This is a genomic window from uncultured Lamprocystis sp., from assembly GCF_903933125.1.
Taxonomy (GTDB): Bacteria; Pseudomonadota; Gammaproteobacteria; order Chromatiales; family Chromatiaceae; genus Thiodictyon.
The window spans coordinates 19,306-44,035 of record NZ_CAIZIZ010000148.1 but is presented as its reverse complement, the minus strand read 5'-3'; the positions used below and the strand labels follow the sequence as shown (position 1 = coordinate 44,035).

Here is a 24,730-nt window from a genome sequence, read left to right as displayed (position 1 = left end):
AAGTGTACAGGCGCTGTCATTTGGTCGCCGCCTCGTCCAGGTACCGATAGGTCTTGACTTGGGCCTGCAGCAGCAGCTTAGCGTCCGCTGCCCCCCGCTCGCCCCCAGGATTGGAAATCTTCACGTCATGGATGGTCACGATCCGCGGCAGGGCGGCGAGACCGCTGATGAAGCGGCCGAACTCGTGATAACGGCCGGTGACCCGGATGTTGATCGGCAGTTCCGCGTAGAAGTCCTTCGATTGCTCTCCCTCGGGTTGGAACAGCTCGAACTCCAGCCCCGCGGCCAGCCCGGTCTGCGAGACATCGACCAGCAGCGCGGCAACCTCGGTCTTGTCCGGCAGTTGGCGCAGCATGGCGCCGAAGGATTCTTTCATCTCTTCGAGCTGCTGCCGATAGGCATCGAGATTGGCGGCCTTGCGTTGCTTGGTTTCGAAGGTCTGGCGCAGCTCCAGTTCCTTGGCGCGCTCCTGGTCCAGGCGCAAGAGCTGGTTCTGCGTGTCCAGATAGTAAACCGCCCCGCCGATGGCGATGCAGCCGATCAGGATCACGAGCGCCTTGATCGCCGACGGCCATTCGCCGATGTTATTCAGGTCGAGTTCGTTGAGGTCGCGCAGGTCCATGAGGGATTCTGGTGAGTCGGTTGAGTCTTGCCTGGTTGCGTCGTGACTGGCGGATCGTCGGGGTCAGGACGTCACGTCGGGCTCGCCGCGTCGCCGGCCGCGACTCCCGGTTGTATCTGGTCGAATGACAAGCGGAAATGACTGAGGCCGGTGCCGGTCTTGTCCTTGTTCTCGATCAGCAGGAGGCGCGGGTTACCGATCCAGGCGGATCCCTCGACGCTGCGCATGAAGGCGGAGACACGCGCATTCGATTGGGCCCGGCCCTCGAGCACGACACTGCGGCCGGTCTGTTCCATCCGGGTCAGAAAGACCCCTTCGGGCATGGCATTGACCAGTTCGTCAAACAGCCTGACGACCTCCGGGCGACTCTGTTGCAGTTGCTGGATGATATTCATGCGCGCCAGGAGATTGGCCTTGGTCTCCTCCAAGGTCTGGATCTCTTTGATCTGGCGATTGAGTTGGCTGATCTGTTCGTCGAGGAATTGATTTCTCGCTTGTTGGGCGCCGATCCAGGCCTCGACCTGAAAATGCACCGCCGCGGCGACGACCAGCGCCAGCCCCAGGCTCACGCCACCAAGGATGGCGAAGTCGCGGCGCCGCCGCCGCCGTTCGGCCTCGCGCCAGGGAAGTAGATTGATGCGTGCCATCAGTCGAATCCTCGCAGGGCCAAACCGACCGCAACCATCATGCCTGGCGCCTCACGCATGAGTTCCTGTGCCTTGATCCGGGGCGAGAGTGTCATTTGGGTGAAGGGATTCGCCACGATGGTCCGCAGTCCCAGTCGCTCTTCGACCAGTTCATCGATTTTGCGGATGCCGGCGGCCCCGCCGGCCAGGATGATCTGATCGACCCGGCTGAAGGTGGTCCCCGAGTAGAAGAACTGGAGCGCCCGACCGATTTGCTGCGCCAGGGCCTCTTTGAACGGACCCAGGACCTCCGTGTCGTAATTCTCGGCGACATCGCCGTCGAGTATCTTCTGGGTAGCCTGATCGCGCGGCAGGCCGTAGCGGCGCTGCACCTCGTCGGTCAACTGTTGGCCGCCGAAGTTCTGCTCGCGGGTGTAGACGACTTGCCCATCGTGGAGCACATGCAGTGTGGTTGTCGAAGCGCCCACATCGGCGATGGCGACCGTCTGCTCGGCGCGTTCGTCGCCATGCTCACCCATGATCAGGGCGCAGGCGTTCTCGATGGCGTAAGCCTCCACATCGACCACGGCGGCAATCAGACCCGCGGTCTCGAGGGCGTTCACGCGATCGTCCACATTCTCGCGGCGGGAGGCGGCCAGCAGGACGTCGACCATGTCCGCACTCGCCTGAGAACGTCCCAGTACGTCAAAATCGATGTTGACCTCCTCCAGGGGATAGGGGATGTACTGATCCGCTTCCAACTGAATTTGTGTTTCCATCTCCGCTTCGGACAGCGCGGCGGACATCGAAATCACCTTGGTGATGACGGCTGAGCCCGAGACCGCGACCGCGGCCCGCTTGGTTTTGGTGCCGGAGCGCATCACGGCCCGCTGGATGCACTGGCCGACCGCGTCGGCATCGGCGATCTTTTTTTCCACCACCGCGTTGTTCGGCAGCGGCTCGATGGCGAAGGTCTCGACCCGATAGAGGGCCGTGGTCGACCCAACGCTGTGCGACAGCTCGATCAGCTTGATCGCGGTCGAGCTGATGTCGATGCCCAGCAGGGCCTTGCTCTTAGGTCGGAGACCGAACATAGGATTCTCTGTTAAGCTGGCGGTGCGCGCGTAAAGCCTACATCAGAATGACGGGATTTCCCGCGAAATATATCAAACTGCGCCGTCGTGGTGTCGCCGCTGTCGGCACCGGGCGCGGTGAGCAGGCGCATGCGGGTGCATGGCGGCGCGGTGAACCCAGTCTGAGTCAGTCGAGGTGCCGGATGGCGGGACGAGACCGATCGCAAGCGTCGCGTGAGCGGATGGCCTACGAGGCCGCCCGCATCATGGTCGAACAGGGGGAAGCGGACTTCGATCGGGCACGCCGCAAGGCCGCCGAACGCACCGGCGTGCTTGATCGCCGCGGTTGGCCGACCAAGGAGGCGATTGCGGATGCGCTGCTGACCCAACGCAGACTTTTTCAGGGCGATGCTCATGCGCGTGATGTCCTGCGGTTGCGCTCCGACGCGCTCCAGGCGATGCGTACCTTCCGCTCCTTCAGTCCGCGCCTCGTTGGTCCAGTCCTGCGGGGATCCGGCCAGGTGGACGCGGGGGTGCAACTCTGTCTGCACGCGGACTGTTCGGAGGACCTAGTGTTCGCGCTCATGGAGCAGCGCATTCCCTGGCAACAGCACGAACATCTGTTTCGTTATGGTGGGGGCGAGCGCCGTGCCCACCCGGTGTTTCGGTTCGTGGCCGGAACCACGCCGATCGAGCTGATTGTGCTGCCGCGCGCCGCGCAACGCAACCCGCCGCTCGATCCGGTGACCGAGCGCCCCGAGCGGGGGGCCGACATCGCGGAACTGGAGCGCTTGCTCAACGCAGACGACGGCGACGCGCCAAGGCAATCGACAGGATTGACAAAACTCATAAAGTGAATAGCGTTTCGGGTGCAATGATCAACCCCCATCGAACAACCTTAACCACACTGCTGACCACCGGAGTGACCTATGTCTAAAGCCCCCATGCGCGTTGCCGTTTCCGGCGCCGCTGGCCAGATCGCTTATAGCCTGCTGTTTCGCATCGCCTCCGGCGAAATGCTCGGCAAAGACCAGCCGGTCATCCTGCAGTTGCTCGACCTGCCGCAGGCGCAGCAGGCCGCGCAGGGCGTGATGATGGAACTGGACGACTGCGCTTTCCCGCTGCTGGCCGGCATGACGGCCACCGATGACCCCAATGTGGCCTTCAAGGATGCCGACGTCTGCCTGCTGGTGGGCGCCCGGCCACGCACCAAGGGCATGGAGCGCGCCGATCTGCTGAGCGCCAACGGCGCCATCTTCACCGTGCAGGGCAAGGCGATTGCCGAAAACGCCAAGGAAGACGTGCGGGTGCTGGTGGTCGGCAACCCCTGCAATACCAATGCATTGATCGCCGCTTCGGCGGCCAAAAAGGTCGGCCGCACCAACCCCGACAACTACCATGCCATGCTGCGCCTGGATCACAACCGCGCCCTGTCGCAGCTCGCCGCCAAGATCGGCCGTGACGTATCGTCCCTGAAGCAACTGGTGGTGTGGGGCAATCATTCACCGACGATGTTTGCCGACTACCGCTTCACCACGTCCAACGGCGAGAGCGTCAAGGACCTGATCAACGATCAGACCTGGTATAACGACGTCTTCCTGCCGACCGTCGGCAAGCGCGGCGCCGCCATCATCGAAGCCCGCGGCCTGTCCTCCGCCGCGTCCGCGGCCAATGCCGCCATCGACCACGTGCACGATTGGATCCTCGGCGCCGATGGCTGGGTCACCATGGGCATTCCGTCGCATGGAGCTTACGGCATTCCGGCGGGGATCGTGTTCGGCCAACCCTGCGAGTGCAAGGGCGGATCCTTCAAGCTCATCGAAGGCCTGGAAATCGACGCCTACAGTCGCGAGAAGATCAATATCACGCTCAAGGAACTGACCGACGAGGCAGAGGCGATCAAGCATATGCTGTAGCGACGGGCCACCACCGATCGGCTGGGGCTAAGGAGAGCCCCAAGCGCGGTGGCACATGAGAGGCTCCGCAGGCCCGTCGCTCTAGATAACGAAATCGGCGCCCGAGGCGATGATATCGAGCGGATACAGTACAAGAGATGCCAGGTTGACTAGCATCTCGAATGAATTTTTCCGCAGTGGCCGCCTGGGAGGCGCGCGAGTGCGCGCCGCGGGAGGATCAGCGCGCGTACTTGCGGCGGAACTTGTCGACACGACCAGCGGTATCGACGATCTTCTGCTTGCCGGTGTAGAACGGGTGGCAGGCGGAACAAACTTCGACGTGCATGTCTTTGCCCAGCGTGGAGCGGGTTGCGAACTCGTTGCCGCAACTGCAGGCGACCTTGACGTCGGCGTATTTCGGGTGGATTCCTTCTTTCATGATGCCCTTTTGCGCCCAGTGCGGGCTCACTTAAACTCTAGGAAACGCGGCACGATATCATCGTTAGCCGCTGATCGCAACTTGGGTTTCACAGCGCGTAGGATGGGCAGAGCGAGAGCGATGCCCATCCTACCGAGAGGCCTGGCCCAAACAAACTACATCACTTCCGATCACACCCTCGCAGCAGGCCGAGGGGCGGGTTAAAACCCGCCCCTACATCCGACGATCGCGCTGGACGCCTACAGGAAGCGTGACACCAGGTCGTCGCCGAAGTCCCGGCCAAGGGCGGTCGGCGCCAGGTGATCACCGCTCATCCGCAGGAGTCCGTCCGCGACGGCGGCAGCCACGACCGCCGCGATCCGCGACCAGGGCAGCCCGGTGGTGGACTCGAACAAGCCCCGCTCGAACCCCTGGGTCAGGCGACAGGCATTGAGCGCGAACTCGCTGATCCGATCCTCATTGCCCAGTTGCCGCCTGCTGCTGATCAGGTCATGCGCGGCGGCGGCGAGGTAAACCCGCGGGTGGCGGCGCTTGGCGGTGCGGCAAATGCGGCCCGCGGCGGCGTCGGTCAGCTTGCCGTGGGCTCCAGCGCCGATCCCGAGATAGTCGCCGAAACGCCAATAGTTCAGGTTGTGCCGACACGCCCGCCCCGGCCGGGCATGGGCCGAAACCTCGTATTGCCGATACCCGGCCTCGTGCAGTTGTTCACCCCCGGCGGCGGCCAGATCCGCGACCAGATCCGCGTCCGGAAGCACCGGTGGCGCGGCCTGCATGGGGGTGTTGGGCTCCAGCGTGAGCTGGTAATAGGACACCTGCTCCGGTTCCAGCGCCAGCGCCGCATCCAGATCCGCCCGCGCGCCAGCCGGAGTCTGATCCGGCAGCGCGAACATCAGATCCAGGTTCAGATGATCGAAGCCGGCGGTCCGGGCCGCACTGACCGCGGCGCGCGCGGCCGCCGGATCATGGATGCGCCCGAGTCGGGCCAGCATGGTGTCATCCAGGCTCTGGACCCCGATCGAGAGCCGGTTGACACCGGCGCGCCGATAGGCAGCGAAACGCGCGGCATCCGCGGCGCCTGGATTGGCCTCCAGGGTGATCTCGCAATCCGCCGTCAGGGTCGTCAACTCACGCACGCCATCCAGCAGCGCCTGGATCGCGGTCCCCGGAAACAGACTGGGCGTACCGCCGCCGATGAAGATGCTCAGCAACGGGCGCCGTGCCGCGCGGTCGCGCAATGTCTGCTCCAGATCGACCAGCAGCCGCGCCACATAGTCGGCGAAGGGCGGCTCGGCATCCACTGCGTGTGAGTTGAAGTCGCAATAGGGGCACTTGCGCAGGCACCAGGGCAGGTGAACATAGAGTCCGAGCGGCGGCGCCTGCAGCAACCGGGGCGCATCATCCCCGGCCGAGACTGTACGTCGGCCCGCGGTCATGCCTGATCGCGCGCTTGCAGGTAGGCGAACGCGCTGATATCGCTCCACGCCTTGGCCTGGGCGAGACACTTCTTATAGGAGGCGTGGACCTTCGCCGCGAACGCGTCCTGCTGCGCCAGCCCCGCGATCACCTCGTCGGCACGCGTATGCAGCGTGCAGATCACGTCATCCGGAAAGCGCCGCAGTTCGACCTGGTGCTTGGTGACGACGGTGCTCAGTGCCGCCGGATTGCGTGCCGTGAATTCGGCCAGCATGTCCTGATTGGCCACTTTACAAGCGTTCAGGACGATGGCGCGCAGGTCCGCGGGTAGTGCCTCGAGCGCCTGCGTGTTGATCAGGGCCTCGACGACGGTGCCCGGTTCATGCCAACCAGGGTAATAATAATACTTGGCGACCGCGTACAGGCCGAGGGCCTGATCCGCGTAAGGACCCACCCACACGGCCCCGTCGATGACCCCGGATTGCAGCGCCGTGAGCAATGCATCGGGCGGCAGCTTGATGGGGGTCCCGCCGGCGCGTGCGAGGACCTCGCCGCCCAGACCCGACAGGCCGAGCTTGAGGCCCGACAGGTCCGCGGCCGACCGAATCTCCTTGTTGAACCAGCCGCCCATGTTGACCCCGGTATTGCCCGCGGCGGCTGGGACCAACCCGAACGACGCATAGGCCTCGTCCCACAACGCCTGTCCGCCGCCATGATAGAGCCAGGCGTTGACCTCCTGCGCGGTCATGCCGAAAGGGATGCTGGAGAAGAATGGCACGGCCGCGCCCTTACCCGGCCAGAAGGACGCGCAGCCGTGCCCCATCTCGACCGTGCCGCGGCCGACCGCGGCGAAGACCTCGGTCGCCGGGACCAGCTCGCCGGCCCCATAAACCTGAACCTGAACCCGCCCGCCGCTCATCGCGCCGATCAGGGCCGCCAGTTGGTTGGCACCGGTCCCCAGGCCCGGGAAGTTCTTGGGCCAGGTCGTCGCCATCCGCCACCGGTGCCCGGACCGGGCCTGGGCCGCCCGCAGGCCCCCGCCGGCCGCGCCGAGGGCGAGTGAGCCGGCCCCGACGCCCCTGATGAATTGCCGACGTCGCATGCTGTGCTTCAGCCTATTTCCGCCAGAACTGGGGTGTAAACAAAATCAGCAGCGAGAAGACTTCGAGCCGCCCGAGGAGCATGGTGAAGCTCAGAACCCAAATCTCATAGTCGGTCAGGCTGCCGTAGTTGGTGGCCGGGCCGACCTGGCCGAGGCCGGGACCGGCGTTGTTGATGCAGGCGATCACGGCGGTGAAGGCCGAGATGAAGTCGAGTCCGCCGAAGATGAGCAGGAAGGTCAGTACGACGATGCTCATGAAATAGAGGAAGATGAAGCCCAGGACCGCGAACACTACGCTATTTGGGATCAGCATCCCGCCGATGGTGATCGGCGCGACCAAATTGGGGTGGATCATGCGGGAAAGCTCGCGCGAAGACTGACGTATCAGGATCAAGGTGCGAATCATCTTGATACCACCGCCGGTGGACCCGGAGCTGGCGGTCACCGATGACAAGAACAGCATCCAGAAGGGAACGAAAATAGGCCATTGGGCATAGTCGACGCTGACGACCCCGCAGTCCGTGGCGATTGAAACCAAATTGAAACTGACGTGGCGCAGTGCTGTCCAATAGTTTTCGTAGGTGTCGACCATCCACAGATATCCGGCGCAGCCGATGCAACTCAGCAAGAGAACCCCGAGCACCCCCTTGGCCTCCGCGTCGTGCCAATAGGCGCGCAAACTGCGCGAGCGCCAGACGGTGTAATGGGTGGCGAAGTTGAGGGCGGCCACGACCATAAAGAAGATCATCACTGCTTCGATCGCCGGTGAGTTGAAAGCACCGACACTCGCGTCGCGGGTCGAGAAGCCGGCCAGGCTCAAGATCGAAAAAGCGTGACAGATCGCGTTGAACCAATCCATACCCACCAATTTGAGTGCCAGGAGACAGGCGATCGTGATGCCCAGATAGACAGTCCACAGAATGGTCGCGGTGTCGCCGACACGCGCGGTCAGTTTAGTGTCCTTGATCGGGCCCGGGACCTCCGCGCGCATCAACTGCATACCACCGACCCCCAACAGGGGCAAAATGGCGACCGCCAGGACGATGATCCCCATGCCCCCCAGCCAGCACAGGGCGTGACGCCACAGGTTGATCGATGGTGCGGTGATGTCCAGAGTCGCCATCACCGTTGCCCCAGTCGTGGTGAGTCCCGACATGGTCTCGAAGAAGGCGTCGGTAAACGAGAGCTGGGAGTGTATTATCAAGGGTATGGTCGCGACGGCGGCAGTCAGTGTCCAGGCCATGGCGACCAGGATGAACCCGTCACGCGCTTTGAGATCGACGCGGTGCCGCCGGGTGACCGCTATCAGCAGCAGGCCGGTCAGGATACAGGCAGCCATGCTGAATACGAAGGTCAGCAGGGTTCCATCCGCGTAAATCAGCGCACAGGCGATGGGCAGTAGATAGGTCAGGCTGACGACCAGCAGCAGACGCCCTAGAACATTAGTAACGGACAGCAGGGAGCGCATCAGAAGAAGCCCAGTCCGACCTGGAAATAGCGTTCTACCTTGGGCACCAGTTCTTTGCTGATCAGGAACAGGATCACATGGTCGCCGGACTCGATCATGGTGTCGTGATGAGCGATCAGCACCTGACGGCGGTCGGACTCCCCCGGTCCCGGCTCAGGCCCGCGGACGATGGCACCCACGGTCACCCCGTGGGGCAGATCCAATTGCTCGATCCGCCGCCCGACCACTTTGCAGGTGGCGATGTCGCCATGGACTACCAGTTCCAGGGCCTCGGCCGCGCCGCGGCGCAGACTGTGCACTGCAGCCACATCGCCGCGACGGACATGCGCCAGCAGCGAGCCAATGGAGATTTGGGCGGGTGAGATGGCGATATCGATGCGGTCCGCCTGCAGCAGGTCGGCATAAATACGGCGGTTGATCAGCGCCAGCACCCGGCGCGCGCCCAGCCGCTTGGCGAGCAGCGCGGACATGATGTTGTTCTCGTCGTCGTTGGTCAGGGCAAGAAACAAATCCATGTCCTCAATGCCCTCGGCGTCCAGCAGATTCTCATCCGCGGCATCGCCCGCCAGCACCAGTGAGTGCTTCAAGGTACTGCCCAAATATTGGGCGCGTGCCTCGTTGACCTCGATCACCTTGACCTGATAGCGCCCCTCCGAGGCCAAGGCCACGCGTTCGCCGATGTTTCCACCTCCGGCGATCAGGATGCGCCGGGTCGGCCGGTCCCGCCGCCGCAGTTCGCCGATGATCTGGCGACTGTCGCGGGTCGCGGCCAGGAAGAAGACTTCGTCGCCGGCCTCGATCAGCGTGTCACCGTCCGGAACGATGGCCTGATCGCGGCGGTAAATGGCGGCGATGCGGACATCCACATGGGGGATGTGTTCGCGCAGATCGGACACCGGGCGGCCGACCAGCGAGCCGCCGGGGATGGCGCGCACGGCGACCAGACCCACCAGCCCGTCGGCGAACTCCAGCACTTGGAGCGCCTCGGGGAACTCCATCAGCTTGACGATATAATCGGTGACGATCTGCTCAGGGCAGATACTGAAGTCCACCGCGAAGTTCTTCGGCTCCAGCAGTTGCGGGTAACGGGTATAGTCCGAAGAGCGCAGACGGGCGATTTTTGTCGGCGTGCGAAACAGGGTGGCGGCGGTCCGGCAGGCACAGAGATTGGTCTGGTCGCTCTGAGTGACGGCGATCAGCAAGTCCGCATCCGCCAGTCCGGCCCGCTCCAGGATGGACGGCAGGGCCGCGTTGCCGGCGACCGTGCGCAGGTCCAGACGTTCCTGCAAACGCGCCAGGCGCTGCGTATCGGCATCGACGATGGTGATCTCGTTAGCCTCGGACACCAGGCTTTCGGCCACCGATGAACCGACCTGACCGGCGCCGAGGATGACAATGTTCATAGTGGAATTTGGAGACGGGGGTGCGATGCGCCGACATGCTACAGTCTTGTGTGGTGCCGGGCCAACGACCGCGAGGATTTCGGGCGATTGCTGCAGGATAACCACATACTGGTCATGTTGCCCGTCTTCGGCGTCGTGATAACAGCTATCTACTTGGGAGTTGAAATGATGGGTTTTTCCGGAATCAGTTTCGGTGAATTACTTCTTGTCCTGGTTGTTCTGCTGCTCCTGTTCGGGTCCAAGAAGTTACCCCGAATCGCCTCAGACCTGGGCTCCGCGCTGCATGACTTGCGCCGCTCACTGGCGAGCGGCCGGGATGACGACAGCGGTGCAGGTCCCGTGAAGGATCAGACTCAAGACCGTTGAGCCATCGGGGCGGGTTTGAAACCCACCCCAACGTCGGGTTATCGCGTTCGACGCTGATCGGCACGAAGCGACCGAGCCCATCCGCCGGGCTGCTCCGCCGGCTGCGCCGGATGACAAGCTGCGGCCCTGGATTCCAGGTTGCTCCGCTCAGAACCGCTGGGCCTCAGGGTCGCAGAGCCCAGCGCTCCAGCAGGTTCGGCGGGGGCGAATGCCAGGCCGGATCGGCGCCCAGGGGCAGCATGAGCGGCTCGAGTTGTTCCCAGACCTGCCGGGCCTGGCGCTTCGGCAAGAGTCTGGGGAGCAGTTCCCGCAGGTCATCCAGTTCGACACGCAGTGCGCCGACGGTTTTGGCCGCATCGATGCGCTCGACATGGTAGGCATCGACCGGGCACAAGGATTCGAGCAGGATGAGGCGTGCGTAATCCTTCGCTTTCTCCAGGTTGAAGGCGCATTCGGGGATGGCCTCCCCTTCCGGCTGGAGATCCCGCGGATCGAGCAGGCCGGCCGCAAGCAATTCCCATTGATCGACGCTGAGCCCGTCCATTTCAGGCATGGACTCCTGGGGGGCGAGGAATCCCTCGGCAACCAGGGTCTCGAGTTGCGATTCGGTCTTGTTCGCACTCCCGGCGAACTGGTCCAGCGTCTCACCCACCGAACAATCCTCGTCCACCCGGATGAGCAGGTGACGCAATTCCGGCGGAAGATGGTACGCCTTGGTCAGGACTTCATCCTGGCCCTTGGCAGTCCTGACGAGAACCTGATTGCGGTTCATAGGTGGATATCGACCTCGTGTGTGGCGTGAAGGCGTTGTCGTCGGTTCGATCCCTGCAATTATAGCTCGCAAAATGCAATTCGCCTTCCCGTGTTGAGGGGTTCAGTGCTTGATTCAGTGCGTGCTCCCCGCGGGGCGCAGTCGGTCCAGCCGCAGGCGCTCGCGGTCGTCGAAGAGTCGGCGCGAGCCGATCCAGACCGCCGCCATGGACCCGAGACCGGTTCCGGCGGAGATCAGGAACATCATCAGGAGCTGGTACTTGGCGGCCTCCATCGGCGGACTGCCGGCCAGAATCTGACCGGTCATCATCCCCGGCAGGCTGACCAGGCCGGCGGTGGCCATGGCGTTGACGATGGGAATCAGACCGGCCCGCAGCGAATCGCGACGGATGTCGGCGATCGCGTCGTTCCAGGTACCGCCGGACAGGAGGCGCGCCTCGATGCGCCCACGGGCGTCCCAGGCCCCGCGGGTCAGGGTGTCGAGCGCGATGGCGGCGCCGCTCATGGTGTTGCCGAGCAACATGCCGAGCAGCGGGATCAGATATTGGGGCTGGTACCAGGGCTCGACCCGAATGATCACGGTCAAGGTCAGCAGCAGCACGCTGAAGGAGGAGATGAACATGGAGAGCGCGCCGATCCCGTAGCCCCAGGGGCCGCAGAAGCGTCGTTTCTGGCGTTGCAGGATCTCGAATCCGGCGACCGTCAGCATGAACAGGGCCATGAGCCCGATCAGCCAGGGATTGGTCTGGGCGAACAGGGCCTTGAGCACCAGGCCGACCAGCAGCAACTGGACCGTGCTGCGCACGGCGGCGATCAGCAGGCGCCGCTCCACCCCCAGTTGCAGCCGCCAGGACATGAAGGCCAACAGTAGCACCAGCAGCGCGGCGCAGGCGAGATCAAGGGGGGTCAGCAGGACAAGACTCATCGGCAGGCTCAGGTGATGGCGGCAAGGCGCCCGTCATGAATGCCGAACTGGCGTCCACCCAGGCGGGCGCGCTGCTCGGGGTCGTGACTGACCCAGAGCACCGCCGCGGCGCGGCTGGCGCGATAGCCCCCTATCAGCTGCTCCACCCGCTCGCGGTTGCTTGGGTCCAGATTGGCGGTGGCCTCATCGAGCAGCAGAGCCTCCGGGTTCTGGGCCAGCAACCGCGCCAAGGCCAGGCGTTGACGCTCGCCGGTGGAGAGCCGGCCGACCGACCAGTCGAGGACGTCCGGTTCGAATCCCAGGGCGCTCAGCAGAGCGGGCAGACCGGATGGGGGCGGCGTCCCCGACGCGCCCGCACCGGCCGCCGCTTGCGGGAAATGATCGCCCACCGTATCGGTCCACCAGAAGGCCTCGGCCGGGAGCAGGCCGACCCGGCGGCGCCAGCGCGCCGGGAGCATGGCGGAGCGCGCCTCCGCGCCCAGCCAGACCTCACCGGTATGGGGGTCCAGGTCGGCCACGGCGCGCAGGAGCAGGCTCTTGCCGGAGCCCGAGGGGCCGGAGACGAACACCAGTTCGCCGCTGTCCACGCACAGACTCACCTGAGCGAGCACCCGCGGCCGGAGCGCCTCGAGTCGCAGGAGGCCCATCAGCGCCGCGCGAACACCAGGTCGCGGACCTGGTGACCGAGACGCTCGCCGCGTCGTTCGAAACGGGTCAAGGGACGGGTGTCCGGGCGGTCGGCGAAGCCGCCCGGACCCGCGGTGTTGCGCAATGGCGACCCCGCCGCCTCCAGCACTTCAAGCATCTGCATGGCGTAGGGCTCCCAGTCGGTGGCCGCGTGAAAGACGCCGCCGGGTCGCAGTGCTCGGCCCAGCAAATCGCGAAAGGCGGGGCTGACGATCCGGCGTTTGTGGTGGCGGGTCTTGGGCCAGGGGTCCGGAAAGAAGAGCTGAACCCGCGCCAGCGACCCGGGCGCGATGGCCTGGGCGAGCAACTCCATCGCATCATGGCGAATCACCCGCAGGTTGGTCAGCCCCAGCCGTTCGCACTCGAGCAGCAGGTGCCCGACCCCGGGCGCGTGGACCTCCACCCCCAGCCAGTGCCATGCCGGCTTGGCCGCGGCCATGGCCGCCAGGGTCTCGCCGTTGCCGAAACCGATCTCGAGGACCACGGGCTGGTCGCCGCCGAAACAGGCGGTCAGGTCCAGCGGGGTGCCGGGCGGCCAGGCCACACCGTAACGCGGCCAGAGCTGGGCGAAGGCGCGTTCCTGGGCGGCGGTCAGCCGTCCCTGACGCAGGACAAAACTGCGCAGCGGACGGCGCCGCTCGGCAGCGTCCGGTGCGGCGGATGGCATCAACGGCGGAACGGGTCGCACGGGGATTAAGGCGATTGCCGGAAAATCATGTAAGCGAGATGGTACATGATTTGACAGAAATCGCCTAAGGCTCGGGAGGCGCGCGGGGTCGATCAACAAGCGGTCTTTATACCACGGTCTGCAATCGCCGGGTTCAGCCGGGCAACTGGACCGGCGGCGGCGCCGACCAACCGGGGGCGCGGTGCTCGGCCACGACGGTCGTGTACACCCCGCCGCGGACGTTGAAATCCGCACTCAGGCGCATGAAGCGGGGCGCGGTGACCGTGACCAGATCGGTGAGAATACGGTTGGTCACGGCCTCGTGGAAGGCGCCCTCGTCGCGGTAGGACCAGACGTAGAGCTTGAGCGCCTTGAGTTCCACGCACAGCCGATCGGGGACGTACTCCAGCGTGAGTTCCGCGAAATCCGGCTGACCAGTCTTGGGGCAGAGGCAGGTGAACTCCGGGACCCGGATGCGGATAGTGTAATCGCGTTCCGGCTGCGGGTTTTCGAAGGTCTCCAGGGATTTGCTCGGGGCACTGGGCATGGGGCGGTCTCCGGGTTGCCAGGGTGTGGCCGGGAAAAAAACGTGCGGTTCACCACGAACGGCACGCAATAGGGTAGTGTACCCGGCTATCATCGCGGTGCGGTCGCGACCCTCCCGATCGCCGCCGATTCAATCCCTGGTCCACGGCCCCCTGCCGATAGCCTGAAGAGAGCATAGCTATGTTCGAAGCCACCAAGGTCGGACGTTCCGTCAGCAAAGACGACTTCAAGGAGCAGCAGGAGGCGTTGCGCACCCAACTGCTGGCGGTCCAGCGCGAGCTGCGCCAGACCGACATCCCGGTGATCATCCTCATCTCCGGCGTGGAAGCGGCGGGCAAGGGCGAGGTGGTCAACCGGCTCAACGAATGGCTGGACACCCGCGGGGTCTGGACCCATGCCTTCTGGGACGAGACCGACGAGGAACGCGCCCGCCCCCGCTACTGGCGCTTCTGGCGTACCCTACCGCCGCGCGGCGAGATCACCATCCTGTTCGGCGGATGGTACATGACGCCCATCGAATACCACTTCCAGGGGCACTGCACGGACGCGGAACTGGACGCGGAGCTGAACCGCATCGTCGACTACGAGCGGATGCTGATCCAGGACGGGGCGCTGATCGTCAAGTTCTGGTTCCATATGTCCGAGCAGGACCAGAAAGTGCGCCTGCAGGCCCTGTCGCGCGACGATCGCAGCCGCTGGAAAATGATGCCTCAGAAGGCGAAGTTCTCCGAACATTACCAAGCCTTCGAACAGGTCGCCGAGCGGGTCATCCTGCATACCGACCGGGGGATCTCGCCCTGGTATCTGGTGGAGGCCGAGGACCCGCGCTACCGCGATCTCACGGTCGGCAAGACCCTGCTGCACGCGATCCGCACCCGCCTGAGCGACCCGGGGCCGGAGGATCTGACCCCCAACGCGGGCGGTCCGGAGCTCCCGAGCGGTCCGCGCGCTCAGACCACCGTGCTGGATCAGTTGGACCTCACCATGTCGCTGTCCGATGACAAGTACAAGGCGCAGATGAAGGATCTCCAGGTGGAGATCAACGAACTCGCCTGGCACGCCTACAATGCCAAACGCTCAACCGTGTTAGTGTTCGAAGGGGTCGACGCGGGCGGCAAGGGCGGGACCATCCGGCGCATCACCAGCACGATCGACGCCCGGCTCTACCGGACCATTCCCGTTGCGGCCCCGACCGATGAGGAAAAGGCGCACCACTATCTGTGGCGCTTCTGGCGCCATGTGCCGCGCGCGGGGTACATCACGCTCTATGACCGCTCCTGGTACGGACGCGTCCTGGTGGAGCGGGTGGAGGGCTTCGCGAGCGACGCGGAGTGGCGGCGCGCCTATTCGGAGATCAACGGGTTCGAGGAGCAACTGGTGGGCAGCGGCGTCATCCTGCTCAAGTTCTGGGTGCACATCGACCAGGACGAGCAACTGCGGCGCTTCCAGGACCGTGAACAGGTCGCCTACAAACGCTACAAGATCACGGCCGAGGACTGGCGCAACCGGGAAAAATGGCCGCTCTACAAGGAAGCGGTTAACGAGATGGTTGCACGCACCAGCACCGAACATGCCCACTGGACCCTGGTCGAAGGGAACGACAAACGGTATGCGCGGGTCAAGGTGATGCGCACCATCTGCGCGGCCCTGAAGGAGGCGCTGGCGGCCGGGCCCGGCGCGACCACCCGTTACGTGCCGTGCGGCGACAAGCCGCCGCGTGAGCCGATCGAGACGGCCGTGCCGACCCTGAAGCCGAACGGGACGGACAAGGCCGTGAAGACGGACAAGGACGCGAAGGTGGATAAGGATGCGAAAGCGGATAAGGCAGTGAAAGTGCCGAAGGAGCCGAAGGAGCCGAAGGAGCCGAAGAGCAGAGGCTGAGTGCTCGCGGAAGTTGCGCCGTCATTTCGGCAGGATGTCGGAGTGAACGGCGCCAAACCGCTGACCCATAACGGAAACCCAAGCCCATGAAACAGCACGCACTACTCACTTTCGTCCTCGGCTGCTGGCTCGGTGGTTCCGTGCTCATGACCGCGGTGATTTACTACAACTTCGCAGGATTTACGGACCTGTTCGACCGCAACCCCAAGCTCGCCCAGGCGGCCGGTTTCGACCCGCGGGATGCGGTCGCCAAGAAGGGCAGCGTGCAGTGGGTCCAGGCCTCCGAGCTCAACCGGGTCTTTTTTCACGCCTGGAATCGCACCCAGATCGTCCTCGGCCTCATCGCTCTGGCACTCGCGCTGGCAAGTCGCGCCCGCCGTCTCCCCATTGCCCTGCTCGCCCTCGGATTGGGCGTGGTGATCGTCATTCATCTGGGCCTGGAGCCGCGGGTTGTCGACCTCGGCCGTCAACTGGATTTCCTCCCCCGCGACCCGCCGCCACCGATGCTTGACGCCTTTGCGCGGGTTCACGGTGCCTATTTCATGGCCGAGACGGCCCGTTTCGCCTTGGTGCTGGTCGCTTGCGGGCTGCTGTTCTTCAGCGGACCGCGGCCCCCGCGTGCGGCCTAAGGCGATTTCCGACAATTTGGATACCGGTCAATGTAGGTGCGACTTCAGTCGCACCTACCTCCGAGCCGATGGTCGGTATCCGATGTTCCGGAAATCACCTAAGATGCATCGCGGCCTATGAATTCCCACACGCTTCGGGGCTACAATGCGCCGCCTTGTCCCGTTGGAGTATCAGGATGTCTACTGCACTCATCGTCCGCCGCGCCCTTGCCCTGCTGGTGTTCTTGGGTGCGCTCGCGCTTGCGGTGCACCTGATTGCCGAGCTGAACCGGGTCAAGGCGCTCAAGAGCGACCTGGGTGAGATCAACAATGTGCGCTACGGTCTGCTGGATGCGGACCAATGGGTGATCCGCTTGTCCGCGGTGGTGGAAAACCGGATCAATGCCTTCGAACTGACCGATGAAAACCGGCCCCAGGTCAAGCGGGCGGTGGAGCAGGTCCTGAACACCTTGCTGGTCGAGGTGGAACGTTATCTGCGGCGACGCAATCTCCAGGCGACCGGCGGCTCCTGGGTCGATCAGCTCAAGGGAGTCTTGCAACAGGGTGTGCAAGACTTGCTGATCGACTTCGATGACCTGCGCCGCAAGGTGCCGCAGTACGCGGATCTGGTCGTGGAGGAACTCTCCAAGCCCGAAGCAAAACGGGAGATCAAGGCCCAACTCGTGGCCTTCCTGCAGAACGCCGCGGACACCACCTTCGCCAAGACCGACCGGTCCCGCCTCCAGACCCAGTTGACGGCCTACGGGTGCGCAGATGTCGCGGCCTGTGACCGGGAACTCGGCACCCGAATCGCGTCTACCCGACTACCGGTCCTGCAGCAACTGCTGGGGGTTTTCGCCCTGGTCGGCCTGCTGTTCCTCGTCTGCCTGAGCCCAGGGGGGCGCCTGGATGCGGGGGCAGACGGGACCGGTGTGGCTGTGTCGCCACCGCGCTTCGATCAGTTTCGGCTCTTTCTGCTCACTGGAGCGACCCTGATCCTGCTCGCCGGGGGCATCCTGACGCCCATGATCGAGATCGAGGCGCGCATCGCGCAACTCAGCCTCCAGGTGCTGGGGGAGCCGGTGATCTTCACCAACCAGGTGCTGTACTTTCAGACCAAGAGTGTCTTCGATGTCGTTTCGATCCTGATGCGCACCGGGGCCGCGGATATGATCCTGGTGGCGGTGTTGCTGGTCGCGTTCAGCGTCATCTTTCCGGCCCTCAAGGTGCTCGCGACCTACCTCTATTATTATGATTACCAGGGCCTGCGACAGGCCGGACCGGTGCGCTTTTTTGCGCTCAAGTCGGGAAAATGGTCGATGGCCGACGTGATGGTGATCGCCATTTTCATGGCGTATATCGGTTTCAATGGTCTGGCGGACAGTCAGCTCGGCAGTTTGCGTCGAGCCAACGCGGCGCTGGAGGTGCTCACCACCAACGGCACCGCCCTGGCCCCCGGTTTTTTCCTGTTTCTGGGTTTCGTATTGGCCAGCCTGCTGCTGTCGACCATCATCGAGAACCGGATCGGGGAGGGGCATTCGACTTAGTCGGGGCTCAGCATTCGGTTCAGGCGCCCCGGCCCCTGGTTCCCAGCCTGCCGTGGGTCAACTGCGCAAAACACCACCGGCGGCAGGCCCTGACTCAGCCTGGCGTCCGGCCGATCTGTTGCAGGTGTTTCAGGATGCTCCCGGCCTCCAAGCGCGCCTTTGCTCGTTGTAAGATGAAGCGCAGCGCATCCCCTGGCCGCTCATGCAGCGCCAGGGTAAAAGCCCACTGGACCAGACCGGGCACGACATTAAGCCGGGCGGTCAGTCGATGGTCGATCCAGGAGGTCAGGTAGCGGCGCTGCAGCCTGCCCGGTTCCAGGTAGCGCAGCACGGTCGGATCAACGGGTGTGTCCAGCAGCGAGCGCTGCCAGTGCAGCACGGCCCAAGCGGCGGTGCGCAGACCCGCGGCACCGATTAAGGGTAGAATCCAATCCCAGTCCGGTTGGGTCGTACGCAGCATGCGATCAAGATCGATTACCCGAATCAATTTGGCGGTACACCCGTTGACATACTTGGCGAAAGCTGGATGAACCAGTAGCACGAGCAGGTTCGCATCATCGCCGAGAAGAGGCAGACCGCGCTCCTGTCCAACAGTCTCCAGCAGGGTCGGCACCAGATCGAACCGGCTGCGTCCGGGGCGCAACACATGCCAGTGAAGATCTACAGCGACAGGCCCATCGAGCAACGTAGCGGCGTGGCTCACGTTGTCGCGATTTGCGGAAAAGGTCATTCCGTAACCGCAGAGCGCCCGAATCGCGGCGTCGCGATGTTCCGCCGCTACGACGATGTCGATATCATCCGCGGGGCGAACCGAGGGATCCACATAGAGTTTCTCCCTCACGGCGGCGCCCTTGATCAGAGCGCAGGGAATATCCTCCTGGTTCAGGCAGGTGCCGACACGGATTACGGTGCGGTGCTGCAACCGATAAGACGCGGCGGCGGCAAGGCGGCGATTTCTTAAGATATCGCCTAAACCCCCCGTTCCTTGAAGCGCATTTCTGGTAACCAACTCATACCACAATGAGGACAGCCCTTGAGCGGCGAGCATCTGTCCAAAGGTGGTCGTCAGTGCGTCAGACGCGGAAAGCCAAGGTAGTGCTTCCTGTGGGCGCACCAAAGGTGCCAGTGCGATAGTTGGCGGCCAGACGATCACGATTGCCTCTCGACACATAAGATCGGTTGCGAATAGCGGGAGCGTGGTGGCCGCGGCGCACTGGCACCCTGATGTTGCTTGCCTGGATTTCGCGGTTAGGCCTCGGAATCCGCCACTTTTTAGGTACAGGCAACATATAGTCGCCGGACCTGATAACCGGACGTAGGGGCTGGTTTCAATCCCGCCCCTACACCAAGGGCCTGTCCGGATATCAGGTACGAAGGCTATACTGTAATCTCAAAAGAGCCGGCCCCGCCATCGAAACAGAACTCCTATTTCCGCGTTCGCGGCTCGTTTTACATCAGGGCTACCAAAGATGATGCCAGGTTCCTCGACCAGCCGGATACGCATCTCTGCGGATGTACTCTATCAAAGGGTCGACGCGGAGGCGGTCTTGCTTGATCTACACAGCGAGCGCTATTTTGGATTGAATGCGGTCGGCGCCAGGATGTGGGAATTACTCGCGGCCGACGTATCAATCGGCGCAATCCCCGCACTGATCGCCAAAGAGTTCCGTGCGGATCCGGAGCGGATTCAGGATGACCTCGCGGCATTGGTCGCCGACCTGCTGCAGGCTGGGTTGGTTCAACAGGTTTAGCCATGCGACCCATCGGCAGGCTGCGACGGTTTGTCGCGCTTCCTCCTGATCGCCGCCGGCTTGTGATTGAGGCGTCGGGATACTTGGTCGTCTCGACTATGATGCTGAGCGCGTTCGGGTTTGTGCGCAGTCAACAATGGTTGAGCCGATTGGTGAGGCCCTTACGTACCGACCCAGCGACTACTCGGACGCCGGACGATGCCGCCCGGTTGACTTGGGCGGTCCAGACGGCGGCGCGCGGCTTGCCGGATCAGTTCACTTGCCTGCCGCAGGCGCTTTCCCTCTGGCTGCTGCTGGCACGACGAGGCCAAGTTGCGCATATCCACTTTGGCGTACGCATGGCTGCGAGCGGTGTGGAAGCGCATGCTTGGGTCGAACTCGACGGGGCAGTGCTGGGTCAAACTGCCGCGCACCAGAGCCAGTTTGTTGCTCTCAGGCCCAATCGGCCGGATCAATCAGTACAGCGCGGCAAGATGACGCGGCACCGCTTAGTTGCAACTGGCCAGGAAGCTCCGAATGTGCTCGCAGACCACGGGCAGATGCTCGTAACCCGATGGATATTCAAGTCTAAGGACCGGCAACGCATTGGCGAGCGCGGCGACTTGGGCCAGCATTCCTGACAAAGTAAGCCGATCTTTGATATCGAGTTTGAACATATGCGTCATCACGCAGGCGGCCACCTGACTCGCGGAAAGGTCGGTAAGTCGTATAGCAACGAGCGTATTGGCATTCGATGGCTCCCGGCGATCGAGGATGAGAATTCCGCATAATGGGATAGGCTCGGGAACTGCCGTTCGCACTGGAGCGTCATACAGCAAACGAAGCTTTTCACAGGACTGAGTGGGGACCACAACGGGGGGCCCCGTCCGGGCAAAATATGCTGCGGAGTCGGTACAGACGCGGACGCCTGGATACGCCGGCCAGCAGACCGGACCTTCGGGCGCCAGGTCGACTAAAACCGCATCATCTGCGCAAGAAGCCAATCCCGCATGGTGAAGTGCCGCGGCCAACGTGGATTTTCCCTGACGAGGCGAGCCGGCGAGACACAAAGCGCCAGTGGGACCGCAGACCGCACTCGCATGTAAGACAAGTCGCCCAGATTGGGCGAGGGCGCGCGGGATCACTTGATCCAACAGGGCGTGCCTGAAGGATGCAGCAGCCGCAGTTGGATCGCGTCGGTACGAAATCATGCCGGGCCTTTCCGAAATCACGAAATCGCCGATGCCTGGGAATCGCAGTATGTAACCCTGGCTGGATGTTGCGGCCCCTAGTTGCAAGCGGCCGTCTGCGGCATACCATTGTCGAGTCCAAGTGATCGGTTCTGGACTTGTCGCGATCGAACGCACTGTGAGGTCGGCCCGCCCGGCGTCCACGAGGGGAAGCTCGGTGAGGGCGACATCCGCATCTACACTCAATCCGAAAATGCGTGTAAGCTGAGTATTTGACGGGGTCGAGTCTAGCTGGTGCGCAGCACCGTGGTCAGACTCGACGATTTGATCTCGTACTAGAGCTTTCATGGGTACATTCTGCGCTATTGTTCATCAAACGCCACGCATTGTCTTGCCGAGCGAGCTAGACACACTGCTCGATCCTGTCGCGTATCTCGGAACCAGCAACCGCCGCAGATGGATCGGCAAGTCTATCGGGGTTGGAGGCTTTGATACCTTTTTACCGGCAGCCCCCTCCAAAGTCCAGTGTCCACTGGAAGACAACTTTGGGCGCTTCGTCATGGCTGCCGATGTACGGCTGGACGGCCGGGAGGATCTCATGCATGCGCTGGCGTATCCATACGAGCGTCGGCCAACAGCGACGGACGAGGATCTGCTGTTGGCCGCCTACCTCCGTTGGGGCACCGATTGCTGCTTGCATTTACTGGGAGATTTCTGCTTCTTAGTCGTCGACCGACGTTCGAACACAATCTACGGGGCATCCGACGCCACGGGTGCACGTCGTCTGTTTCTCGCGGAACTCGCGTCCGGATCATGCGTCATTGCGTCCGAAGAGGGTTGTCTCGTTGCTTTACCGGAGCTCTCCAGTCACTGGTGCGAGGTTGCTGTTGCCTTCTGGATGATGGCCTCTCCGCATCGTGAGTTGTCGTTGTTCGAGCGAATTCGCGTCGTGGCCTGCGGCCAGTATTTCAGTAAGACCGCAAAGGCGGTGCACTTCGGGCGGTGGTGGTCACCGACGGCACTGAGACCGATTCGCTACCGCAGCCTGGATGAGTATGCGGAACACTATCGAGAGTTGCTCACGTACGCCGTTGCTGATAGACTGGGAAGAAATAATGAACCAGTGCTTTGCGAACTCAGCGGCGGCTTGGATTCAAGTACCGTCACCGCGACCGCCGTCGCGTTGGGAGCGGCGAAATCGAGACGCGTCGCGGCGTTATCTTACCTTTACCCAGACTACCCCGGCTGCGACGAGAGCAGGGCGATTACCGAGATACGGGACCAACTGGCCTTGGCGTCTTGGCACGGGGAGGATGGGGCGCGATTCCAAACACTGTCCCCGTGGGACGGTTACCGTCCCCGTCCGGAATCGCCCGGGACCTTTTTACTTATGGCACAGGAGCATGCCATAGAACACGCGATCAAACTCGGCTGCTCGGTGTTACTGACCGGGCTCGGCGGTGATGAGCATACAGCAGGCAATCCGGGCTTCGCCGTTCTGGCACGGTTAGCTGAGCGAGACATGAGCGTCTTTCTGGAGTTGCTCGAGATCAGTCGTCGCCGCGGCGTCAGTCTTGCTGGACTGCTGAAAAACCGGGTATTGAAACCGGCATTGAAGACGTTCTTGCCAGGCCGGTTGACTCGGCGTGTCGAGTGCCAACGCATGGTCACCGGGAATCTGCCGCCATGGCTGATGCGCGATAAGGGCTTGGTCCGGCGGATTGCCGAGCAGTGCGTTAGCGATGCTTGCATCGGGGAACTGGATCCCTATCCCAGATCGATGCTGTTGAGGCTTCGGCACAACAGTACCTGGGTAGGGTTGGACGCTTATCGGTCCAGTGGGCGCGCGCGCGGGGTGAAAGTCCAGGCGCCATTGTTTGATCTCAGAATCACGAATTTCATGCTGGCTTCTCCAGCGCATCTTTGGTGTCGTGACGGCTATAACAAGCACTTGGTACGGCAGGCGTTCCGTGGAAAACTGCCGCAGTCCGTACTATGGTTGCGTGATAAGGTTTATTACCATCAAGCCGCCGACCATCGCTGGGCCTTGCATGGCTCCGCCCTGGTTCGCGAGTTCGACCGAATCCGCACGAACGGGGAAAGCAGCCGCCAATTGGCAAAAATGCTGCCGAGAGCCGACGAGAATCTGGAAACAGGCAATCGCTTCAGTATCATTTATGCAGCGTGCCTGGCACGCTGGTTAAACAGTCGCTCACTCGGGTAGACAAAGAGGTTACTCATGAACACGACAGAGCCATGTGAAACGATGCGGCGCAATCCTCAAGACGATCGCGAGACCTATGCGGTGCCGAAACTACAGTTCCTTGGCTCACTCAGAGGGCTAACCAAATCCCAAGGCTTAGGGAATACCCCCGACTTCACCTTCGTGATGAATGACCCATCGCCCGCCCCCTAAAGCAAGGTCGATGCATTCCTCGATACCGATTCCCGGTATTGTTGAAGCGACGCCGTTTCCTCAAGCCTCGTGATAAGTAGTAAAACGACGACGCTTGAATGCCAAGAACAGGATCCCCGGGGTCAGCAGCGCAATGGCTGACGGAGACGGGACAAAAAACGAGATATTACCGAATACGACGCCCGAAGTGTCGCTTGATGACAGCGTAATGCCTTTGATTCTTGCATCTCCGCCAAGGGTTTCGAACCAGAAGTCTTGAAAGTTCGGATCCTGTGGCGTCGCTCGATCCAGGCTGATCGTGAGGCGGTCCAATACCGATCCATCGGCCTCAAAGAAATCGACGAAGAGCCTGGAATTCGGATTATTCGTCGGGGATGCCACGTCGATACCGAAAACGACCAGATCGAGCGTCGACTGGAAATAGTCGAACAAAAGCGAGAGCGTTCCGGTTATTGCTGTCTGCGGCGGAGTGCCGGACGTCAATCGACCACCAATCAGATACTCGTATTGAGGAAAAGGGATGCGGACATCCAGCACCTGGAAACTTCCGGCCTGGCTGAGTTGAAGCGGATCCCCCTGACTCGTCAGAGGGGTCCCCAGGGTTGCATAGTTGGACGGCGCGCTCAACGGCCCCCCTGCTCGCTCGACGACGATGACTTGTGAGGCGTCGAAGGCAGTGCCCACCATCGCACCCTCGATACGCTGAATGGCATCGAAGGCCCCTGCACCGAGATTAGAAAAATCTGCCTTTTTGTTCGCATTAAGGATCCCGTCGTGGGCGATGACCATGCCAGTGAGGCTGGTATATTGAATCGCTTGCACCACCGCGGGGCTGAGGCCAGCGCCCAAGACAAACATCCACCAAGCCGCCGCTAGATATTTCATTTTACATACCTAAATTATCAGTCTCGACGGCGCGCCAATGTCGGCGCTGGTCGTTTCGGCGCTTTATCCATGCAAAAAACGCGCCGATTATTATATCTCTCTGATAAATAATGCATCACGTATCTCGAGCGTCACCTACTCAGTCGTTCAGCCAGCCCCCGATGTAAAAAAAGCTGACAGTTCTTGATTTTGGATCCGCCAACGGGCTTGAGTCGTCGCGGGTGCGTGGTTGGGCATTCGACAACAGCGGCTTACTAAACCCTTTCAATGCCATGGTTAACTGGGATTCCGTACGACTGCTGGACCCCGGCAACCGCAATGGTCATCACCTATCAGGCTGATTGTAAAATCCATTTTGCGGATCGACCTCGGACAAGCCAGACTTAGTGAGCAGCAGCAGGACGAAGTGATCATAGCGGCCTAAGCACTTCGCACATCTCCGGCAAACCAGCACATCCAAGGGTAGCGAT

At 62.6% G+C, this 24,730-nt stretch carries 24 protein-coding genes; 9 read left to right on the top strand and 15 right to left on the bottom strand.

Translation table 11 applies throughout. The annotated features are described in order from the left end of the window. Nucleotides 1-16: 16 nt before the first annotated feature. From QZY03_RS07430 to QZY03_RS07420, 3 genes are all read right to left on the bottom strand, one after another. Entirely contained in the window at nucleotides 17-622 is a 606-nt protein-coding gene (locus QZY03_RS07430) for a type 4a pilus biogenesis protein PilO (RefSeq protein WP_295579679.1), read from the bottom strand. Between the two features lie 71 nt (nucleotides 623-693). Then, nucleotides 694-1,269: a PilN domain-containing protein gene (locus tag QZY03_RS07425; protein WP_295579677.1), complete on the bottom strand. Its 576-nt coding sequence runs from the start codon at nucleotides 1,267-1,269 to the stop codon at nucleotides 694-696. Beyond that, nucleotides 1,269-2,342 (bottom strand): pilus assembly protein PilM, encoded by a 1,074-nt coding sequence (locus QZY03_RS07420; RefSeq protein WP_295579675.1) that lies wholly within the window; start codon nucleotides 2,340-2,342, stop codon nucleotides 1,269-1,271. The genes QZY03_RS07425 and QZY03_RS07420 overlap by 1 nt, the downstream gene beginning before the upstream one ends. 221 nt (nucleotides 2,343-2,563) lie before the next feature. Here QZY03_RS07420 and QZY03_RS07415 point away from each other — a divergent pair, with 221 nt between their 5' ends. Both QZY03_RS07415 and QZY03_RS07410 read left to right on the top strand, forming a co-directional pair. Then, on the top strand, nucleotides 2,564-3,178 hold the full coding sequence (locus QZY03_RS07415) for a hypothetical protein (RefSeq protein ID WP_295579672.1): 615 nt from the start codon (nucleotides 2,564-2,566) through the stop codon (nucleotides 3,176-3,178). Nucleotides 3,179-3,250: 72 nt separating this feature from the next. Next, a complete protein-coding gene (locus QZY03_RS07410) occupies nucleotides 3,251-4,237 on the top strand; it encodes a malate dehydrogenase (RefSeq protein ID WP_295579670.1) in 987 nt (328 codons plus the stop codon). A gap of 217 nt (nucleotides 4,238-4,454) precedes the next feature. On the opposite strand, the gene rpmE is transcribed toward QZY03_RS07410, so the two are convergent. The 5 genes from rpmE to trkA all read right to left on the bottom strand — a co-directional run bounded on the left by rpmE (nucleotide 4,455) and on the right by trkA (nucleotide 10,041). After that, the gene (gene rpmE, locus QZY03_RS07405; protein ID WP_020502836.1) at nucleotides 4,455-4,655 is read right to left on the bottom strand and encodes a 50S ribosomal protein L31; all 201 of its coding nucleotides are present in this window, start codon (nucleotides 4,653-4,655) and stop codon (nucleotides 4,455-4,457) included. A gap of 239 nt (nucleotides 4,656-4,894) precedes the next feature. Next, a complete protein-coding gene (gene hemW / locus QZY03_RS07400) occupies nucleotides 4,895-6,088 on the bottom strand; it encodes a radical SAM family heme chaperone HemW (protein WP_295579667.1) in 1,194 nt (397 codons plus the stop codon). Then, nucleotides 6,085-7,170 carry a TRAP transporter substrate-binding protein gene (locus QZY03_RS07395; protein WP_295579664.1) on the bottom strand — a complete coding sequence of 362 codons (1,086 nt, stop codon included), beginning with the start codon at nucleotides 7,168-7,170 and terminating at the stop codon, nucleotides 6,085-6,087. The genes hemW and QZY03_RS07395 overlap by 4 nt, the downstream gene beginning before the upstream one ends. Nucleotides 7,171-7,183: 13 nt before the next feature. Then, nucleotides 7,184-8,638 (bottom strand): TrkH family potassium uptake protein, encoded by a 1,455-nt coding sequence (locus QZY03_RS07390; protein ID WP_295579661.1) that lies wholly within the window; start codon nucleotides 8,636-8,638, stop codon nucleotides 7,184-7,186. After that, on the bottom strand, nucleotides 8,638-10,041 hold the full coding sequence (trkA, locus tag QZY03_RS07385) for a Trk system potassium transporter TrkA (protein ID WP_295579659.1): 1,404 nt from the start codon (nucleotides 10,039-10,041) through the stop codon (nucleotides 8,638-8,640). The genes QZY03_RS07390 and trkA overlap by 1 nt, the downstream gene beginning before the upstream one ends. Before the next feature lie 87 nt (nucleotides 10,042-10,128). On the opposite strand from trkA, the gene QZY03_RS07380 reads away from it, so the two are divergent. Continuing rightward, nucleotides 10,129-10,407, top strand: a complete 279-nt coding sequence (locus tag QZY03_RS07380; protein ID WP_295579656.1) for a twin-arginine translocase TatA/TatE family subunit — start codon at nucleotides 10,129-10,131, stop codon at nucleotides 10,405-10,407. A 163-nt stretch (nucleotides 10,408-10,570) separates the two neighbouring features. Here QZY03_RS07380 and QZY03_RS07375 read toward each other — a convergent pair whose 3' ends face one another. The 5 genes from QZY03_RS07375 to queF all read right to left on the bottom strand — a co-directional run bounded on the left by QZY03_RS07375 (nucleotide 10,571) and on the right by queF (nucleotide 14,004). Then, a complete protein-coding gene (locus tag QZY03_RS07375; RefSeq protein ID WP_295579654.1) occupies nucleotides 10,571-11,179 on the bottom strand; it encodes a hypothetical protein in 609 nt (202 codons plus the stop codon). A gap of 114 nt (nucleotides 11,180-11,293) precedes the next feature. Beyond that, entirely contained in the window at nucleotides 11,294-12,103 is an 810-nt protein-coding gene (gene fetB / locus QZY03_RS07370; protein WP_295579652.1) for an iron export ABC transporter permease subunit FetB, read from the bottom strand. An 8-nt stretch (nucleotides 12,104-12,111) separates the two neighbouring features. After that, nucleotides 12,112-12,750 carry an ATP-binding cassette domain-containing protein gene (locus QZY03_RS07365; protein WP_295579650.1) on the bottom strand — a complete coding sequence of 213 codons (639 nt, stop codon included), beginning with the start codon at nucleotides 12,748-12,750 and terminating at the stop codon, nucleotides 12,112-12,114. Further along, nucleotides 12,750-13,457 carry a tRNA (guanosine(46)-N7)-methyltransferase TrmB gene (gene trmB, locus QZY03_RS07360; RefSeq protein ID WP_295579648.1) on the bottom strand — a complete coding sequence of 236 codons (708 nt, stop codon included), beginning with the start codon at nucleotides 13,455-13,457 and terminating at the stop codon, nucleotides 12,750-12,752. The genes QZY03_RS07365 and trmB overlap by 1 nt, the downstream gene beginning before the upstream one ends. 154 nt (nucleotides 13,458-13,611) lie before the next feature. After that, the gene (queF, locus tag QZY03_RS07355) at nucleotides 13,612-14,004 is read right to left on the bottom strand and encodes a preQ(1) synthase (RefSeq protein ID WP_020502826.1); all 393 of its coding nucleotides are present in this window, start codon (nucleotides 14,002-14,004) and stop codon (nucleotides 13,612-13,614) included. 179 nt (nucleotides 14,005-14,183) lie between these two features. Between queF and pap the strand changes: the two genes are divergently transcribed. The 3 genes from pap (at nucleotide 14,184) to QZY03_RS07340 (ending at nucleotide 18,039) form a co-directional block, all read left to right on the top strand. Beyond that, a complete protein-coding gene (gene pap / locus QZY03_RS07350; protein WP_295579645.1) occupies nucleotides 14,184-15,884 on the top strand; it encodes a polyphosphate:AMP phosphotransferase in 1,701 nt (566 codons plus the stop codon). Between the two features lie 86 nt (nucleotides 15,885-15,970). Beyond that, a complete protein-coding gene (locus QZY03_RS07345) occupies nucleotides 15,971-16,513 on the top strand; it encodes a hypothetical protein (protein WP_295579643.1) in 543 nt (180 codons plus the stop codon). A 176-nt stretch (nucleotides 16,514-16,689) separates the two neighbouring features. Continuing rightward, nucleotides 16,690-18,039, top strand: a complete 1,350-nt coding sequence (locus QZY03_RS07340) for a paraquat-inducible protein A (RefSeq protein WP_295579641.1) — start codon at nucleotides 16,690-16,692, stop codon at nucleotides 18,037-18,039. A gap of 94 nt (nucleotides 18,040-18,133) precedes the next feature. Here the strand turns inward: QZY03_RS07340 and QZY03_RS07335 are convergent, their stop codons facing one another. Continuing rightward, nucleotides 18,134-19,087 (bottom strand): nucleotidyltransferase family protein, encoded by a 954-nt coding sequence (locus QZY03_RS07335; RefSeq protein ID WP_295579700.1) that lies wholly within the window; start codon nucleotides 19,085-19,087, stop codon nucleotides 18,134-18,136. Nucleotides 19,088-19,586: 499 nt separating this feature from the next. Between QZY03_RS07335 and QZY03_RS07330 the strand changes: the two genes are divergently transcribed. From QZY03_RS07330 to QZY03_RS07320, 3 genes are all read left to right on the top strand, one after another. Further along, complete coding sequence (locus QZY03_RS07330; protein WP_295579639.1) at nucleotides 19,587-19,790, top strand: PqqD family protein; 204 nt, start codon at nucleotides 19,587-19,589, stop codon at nucleotides 19,788-19,790. Nucleotides 19,791-19,792: 2 nt separating this feature from the next. Then, entirely contained in the window at nucleotides 19,793-20,410 is a 618-nt protein-coding gene (locus QZY03_RS07325; protein ID WP_295579638.1) for a lasso peptide biosynthesis B2 protein, read from the top strand. An 895-nt stretch (nucleotides 20,411-21,305) separates the two neighbouring features. Beyond that, nucleotides 21,306-23,183 carry an asparagine synthase-related protein gene (locus tag QZY03_RS07320; RefSeq protein ID WP_295579636.1) on the top strand — a complete coding sequence of 626 codons (1,878 nt, stop codon included), beginning with the start codon at nucleotides 21,306-21,308 and terminating at the stop codon, nucleotides 23,181-23,183. A gap of 252 nt (nucleotides 23,184-23,435) precedes the next feature. Here QZY03_RS07320 and QZY03_RS07315 read toward each other — a convergent pair whose 3' ends face one another. Then, nucleotides 23,436-24,260, bottom strand: a complete 825-nt coding sequence (locus QZY03_RS07315; protein ID WP_295579633.1) for a hypothetical protein — start codon at nucleotides 24,258-24,260, stop codon at nucleotides 23,436-23,438. Nucleotides 24,261-24,730: the final 470 nt, after the last annotated feature.

What these genes read in the sequence shown, in the direction of transcription:
- QZY03_RS07345 (WP_295579643.1), top strand. Translation starts at nt 15,971, where the DNA reads ATGAAACAGCACGCACTACTCACTTTCGTCCTCGGCTGCTGGCTCGGT.
- QZY03_RS07390 (WP_295579661.1), bottom strand. Translation starts at nt 8,638, where the DNA reads ATGCGCTCCCTGCTGTCCGTTACTAATGTTCTAGGGCGTCTGCTGCTG.
- QZY03_RS07410 (WP_295579670.1), top strand. Translation starts at nt 3,251, where the DNA reads ATGTCTAAAGCCCCCATGCGCGTTGCCGTTTCCGGCGCCGCTGGCCAG.
- QZY03_RS07375 (WP_295579654.1), bottom strand. Translation starts at nt 11,179, where the DNA reads ATGAACCGCAATCAGGTTCTCGTCAGGACTGCCAAGGGCCAGGATGAA.
- rpmE (WP_020502836.1), bottom strand. Translation starts at nt 4,655, where the DNA reads ATGAAAGAAGGAATCCACCCGAAATACGCCGACGTCAAGGTCGCCTGC.
- queF (WP_020502826.1), bottom strand. Translation starts at nt 14,004, where the DNA reads ATGCCCAGTGCCCCGAGCAAATCCCTGGAGACCTTCGAAAACCCGCAG.
- QZY03_RS07365 (WP_295579650.1), bottom strand. Translation starts at nt 12,750, where the DNA reads ATGGGCCTCCTGCGACTCGAGGCGCTCCGGCCGCGGGTGCTCGCTCAG.
- QZY03_RS07320 (WP_295579636.1), top strand. Translation starts at nt 21,306, where the DNA reads ATGGGTACATTCTGCGCTATTGTTCATCAAACGCCACGCATTGTCTTG.
- QZY03_RS07395 (WP_295579664.1), bottom strand. Translation starts at nt 7,170, where the DNA reads ATGCGACGTCGGCAATTCATCAGGGGCGTCGGGGCCGGCTCACTCGCC.
- QZY03_RS07430 (WP_295579679.1), bottom strand. Translation starts at nt 622, where the DNA reads ATGGACCTGCGCGACCTCAACGAACTCGACCTGAATAACATCGGCGAA.
- fetB (WP_295579652.1), bottom strand. Translation starts at nt 12,103, where the DNA reads ATGAGTCTTGTCCTGCTGACCCCCCTTGATCTCGCCTGCGCCGCGCTG.
- QZY03_RS07340 (WP_295579641.1), top strand. Translation starts at nt 16,690, where the DNA reads ATGTCTACTGCACTCATCGTCCGCCGCGCCCTTGCCCTGCTGGTGTTC.
- trkA (WP_295579659.1), bottom strand. Translation starts at nt 10,041, where the DNA reads ATGAACATTGTCATCCTCGGCGCCGGTCAGGTCGGTTCATCGGTGGCC.
- QZY03_RS07335 (WP_295579700.1), bottom strand. Translation starts at nt 19,087, where the DNA reads ATGCTCGCCGCTCAAGGGCTGTCCTCATTGTGGTATGAGTTGGTTACC.
- pap (WP_295579645.1), top strand. Translation starts at nt 14,184, where the DNA reads ATGTTCGAAGCCACCAAGGTCGGACGTTCCGTCAGCAAAGACGACTTC.
- trmB (WP_295579648.1), bottom strand. Translation starts at nt 13,457, where the DNA reads ATGCCATCCGCCGCACCGGACGCTGCCGAGCGGCGCCGTCCGCTGCGC.
- QZY03_RS07325 (WP_295579638.1), top strand. Translation starts at nt 19,793, where the DNA reads ATGCGACCCATCGGCAGGCTGCGACGGTTTGTCGCGCTTCCTCCTGAT.
- QZY03_RS07415 (WP_295579672.1), top strand. Translation starts at nt 2,564, where the DNA reads ATGGCCTACGAGGCCGCCCGCATCATGGTCGAACAGGGGGAAGCGGAC.
- QZY03_RS07420 (WP_295579675.1), bottom strand. Translation starts at nt 2,342, where the DNA reads ATGTTCGGTCTCCGACCTAAGAGCAAGGCCCTGCTGGGCATCGACATC.
- QZY03_RS07425 (WP_295579677.1), bottom strand. Translation starts at nt 1,269, where the DNA reads ATGGCACGCATCAATCTACTTCCCTGGCGCGAGGCCGAACGGCGGCGG.
- hemW (WP_295579667.1), bottom strand. Translation starts at nt 6,088, where the DNA reads ATGACCGCGGGCCGACGTACAGTCTCGGCCGGGGATGATGCGCCCCGG.
- QZY03_RS07315 (WP_295579633.1), bottom strand. Translation starts at nt 24,260, where the DNA reads ATGAAATATCTAGCGGCGGCTTGGTGGATGTTTGTCTTGGGCGCTGGC.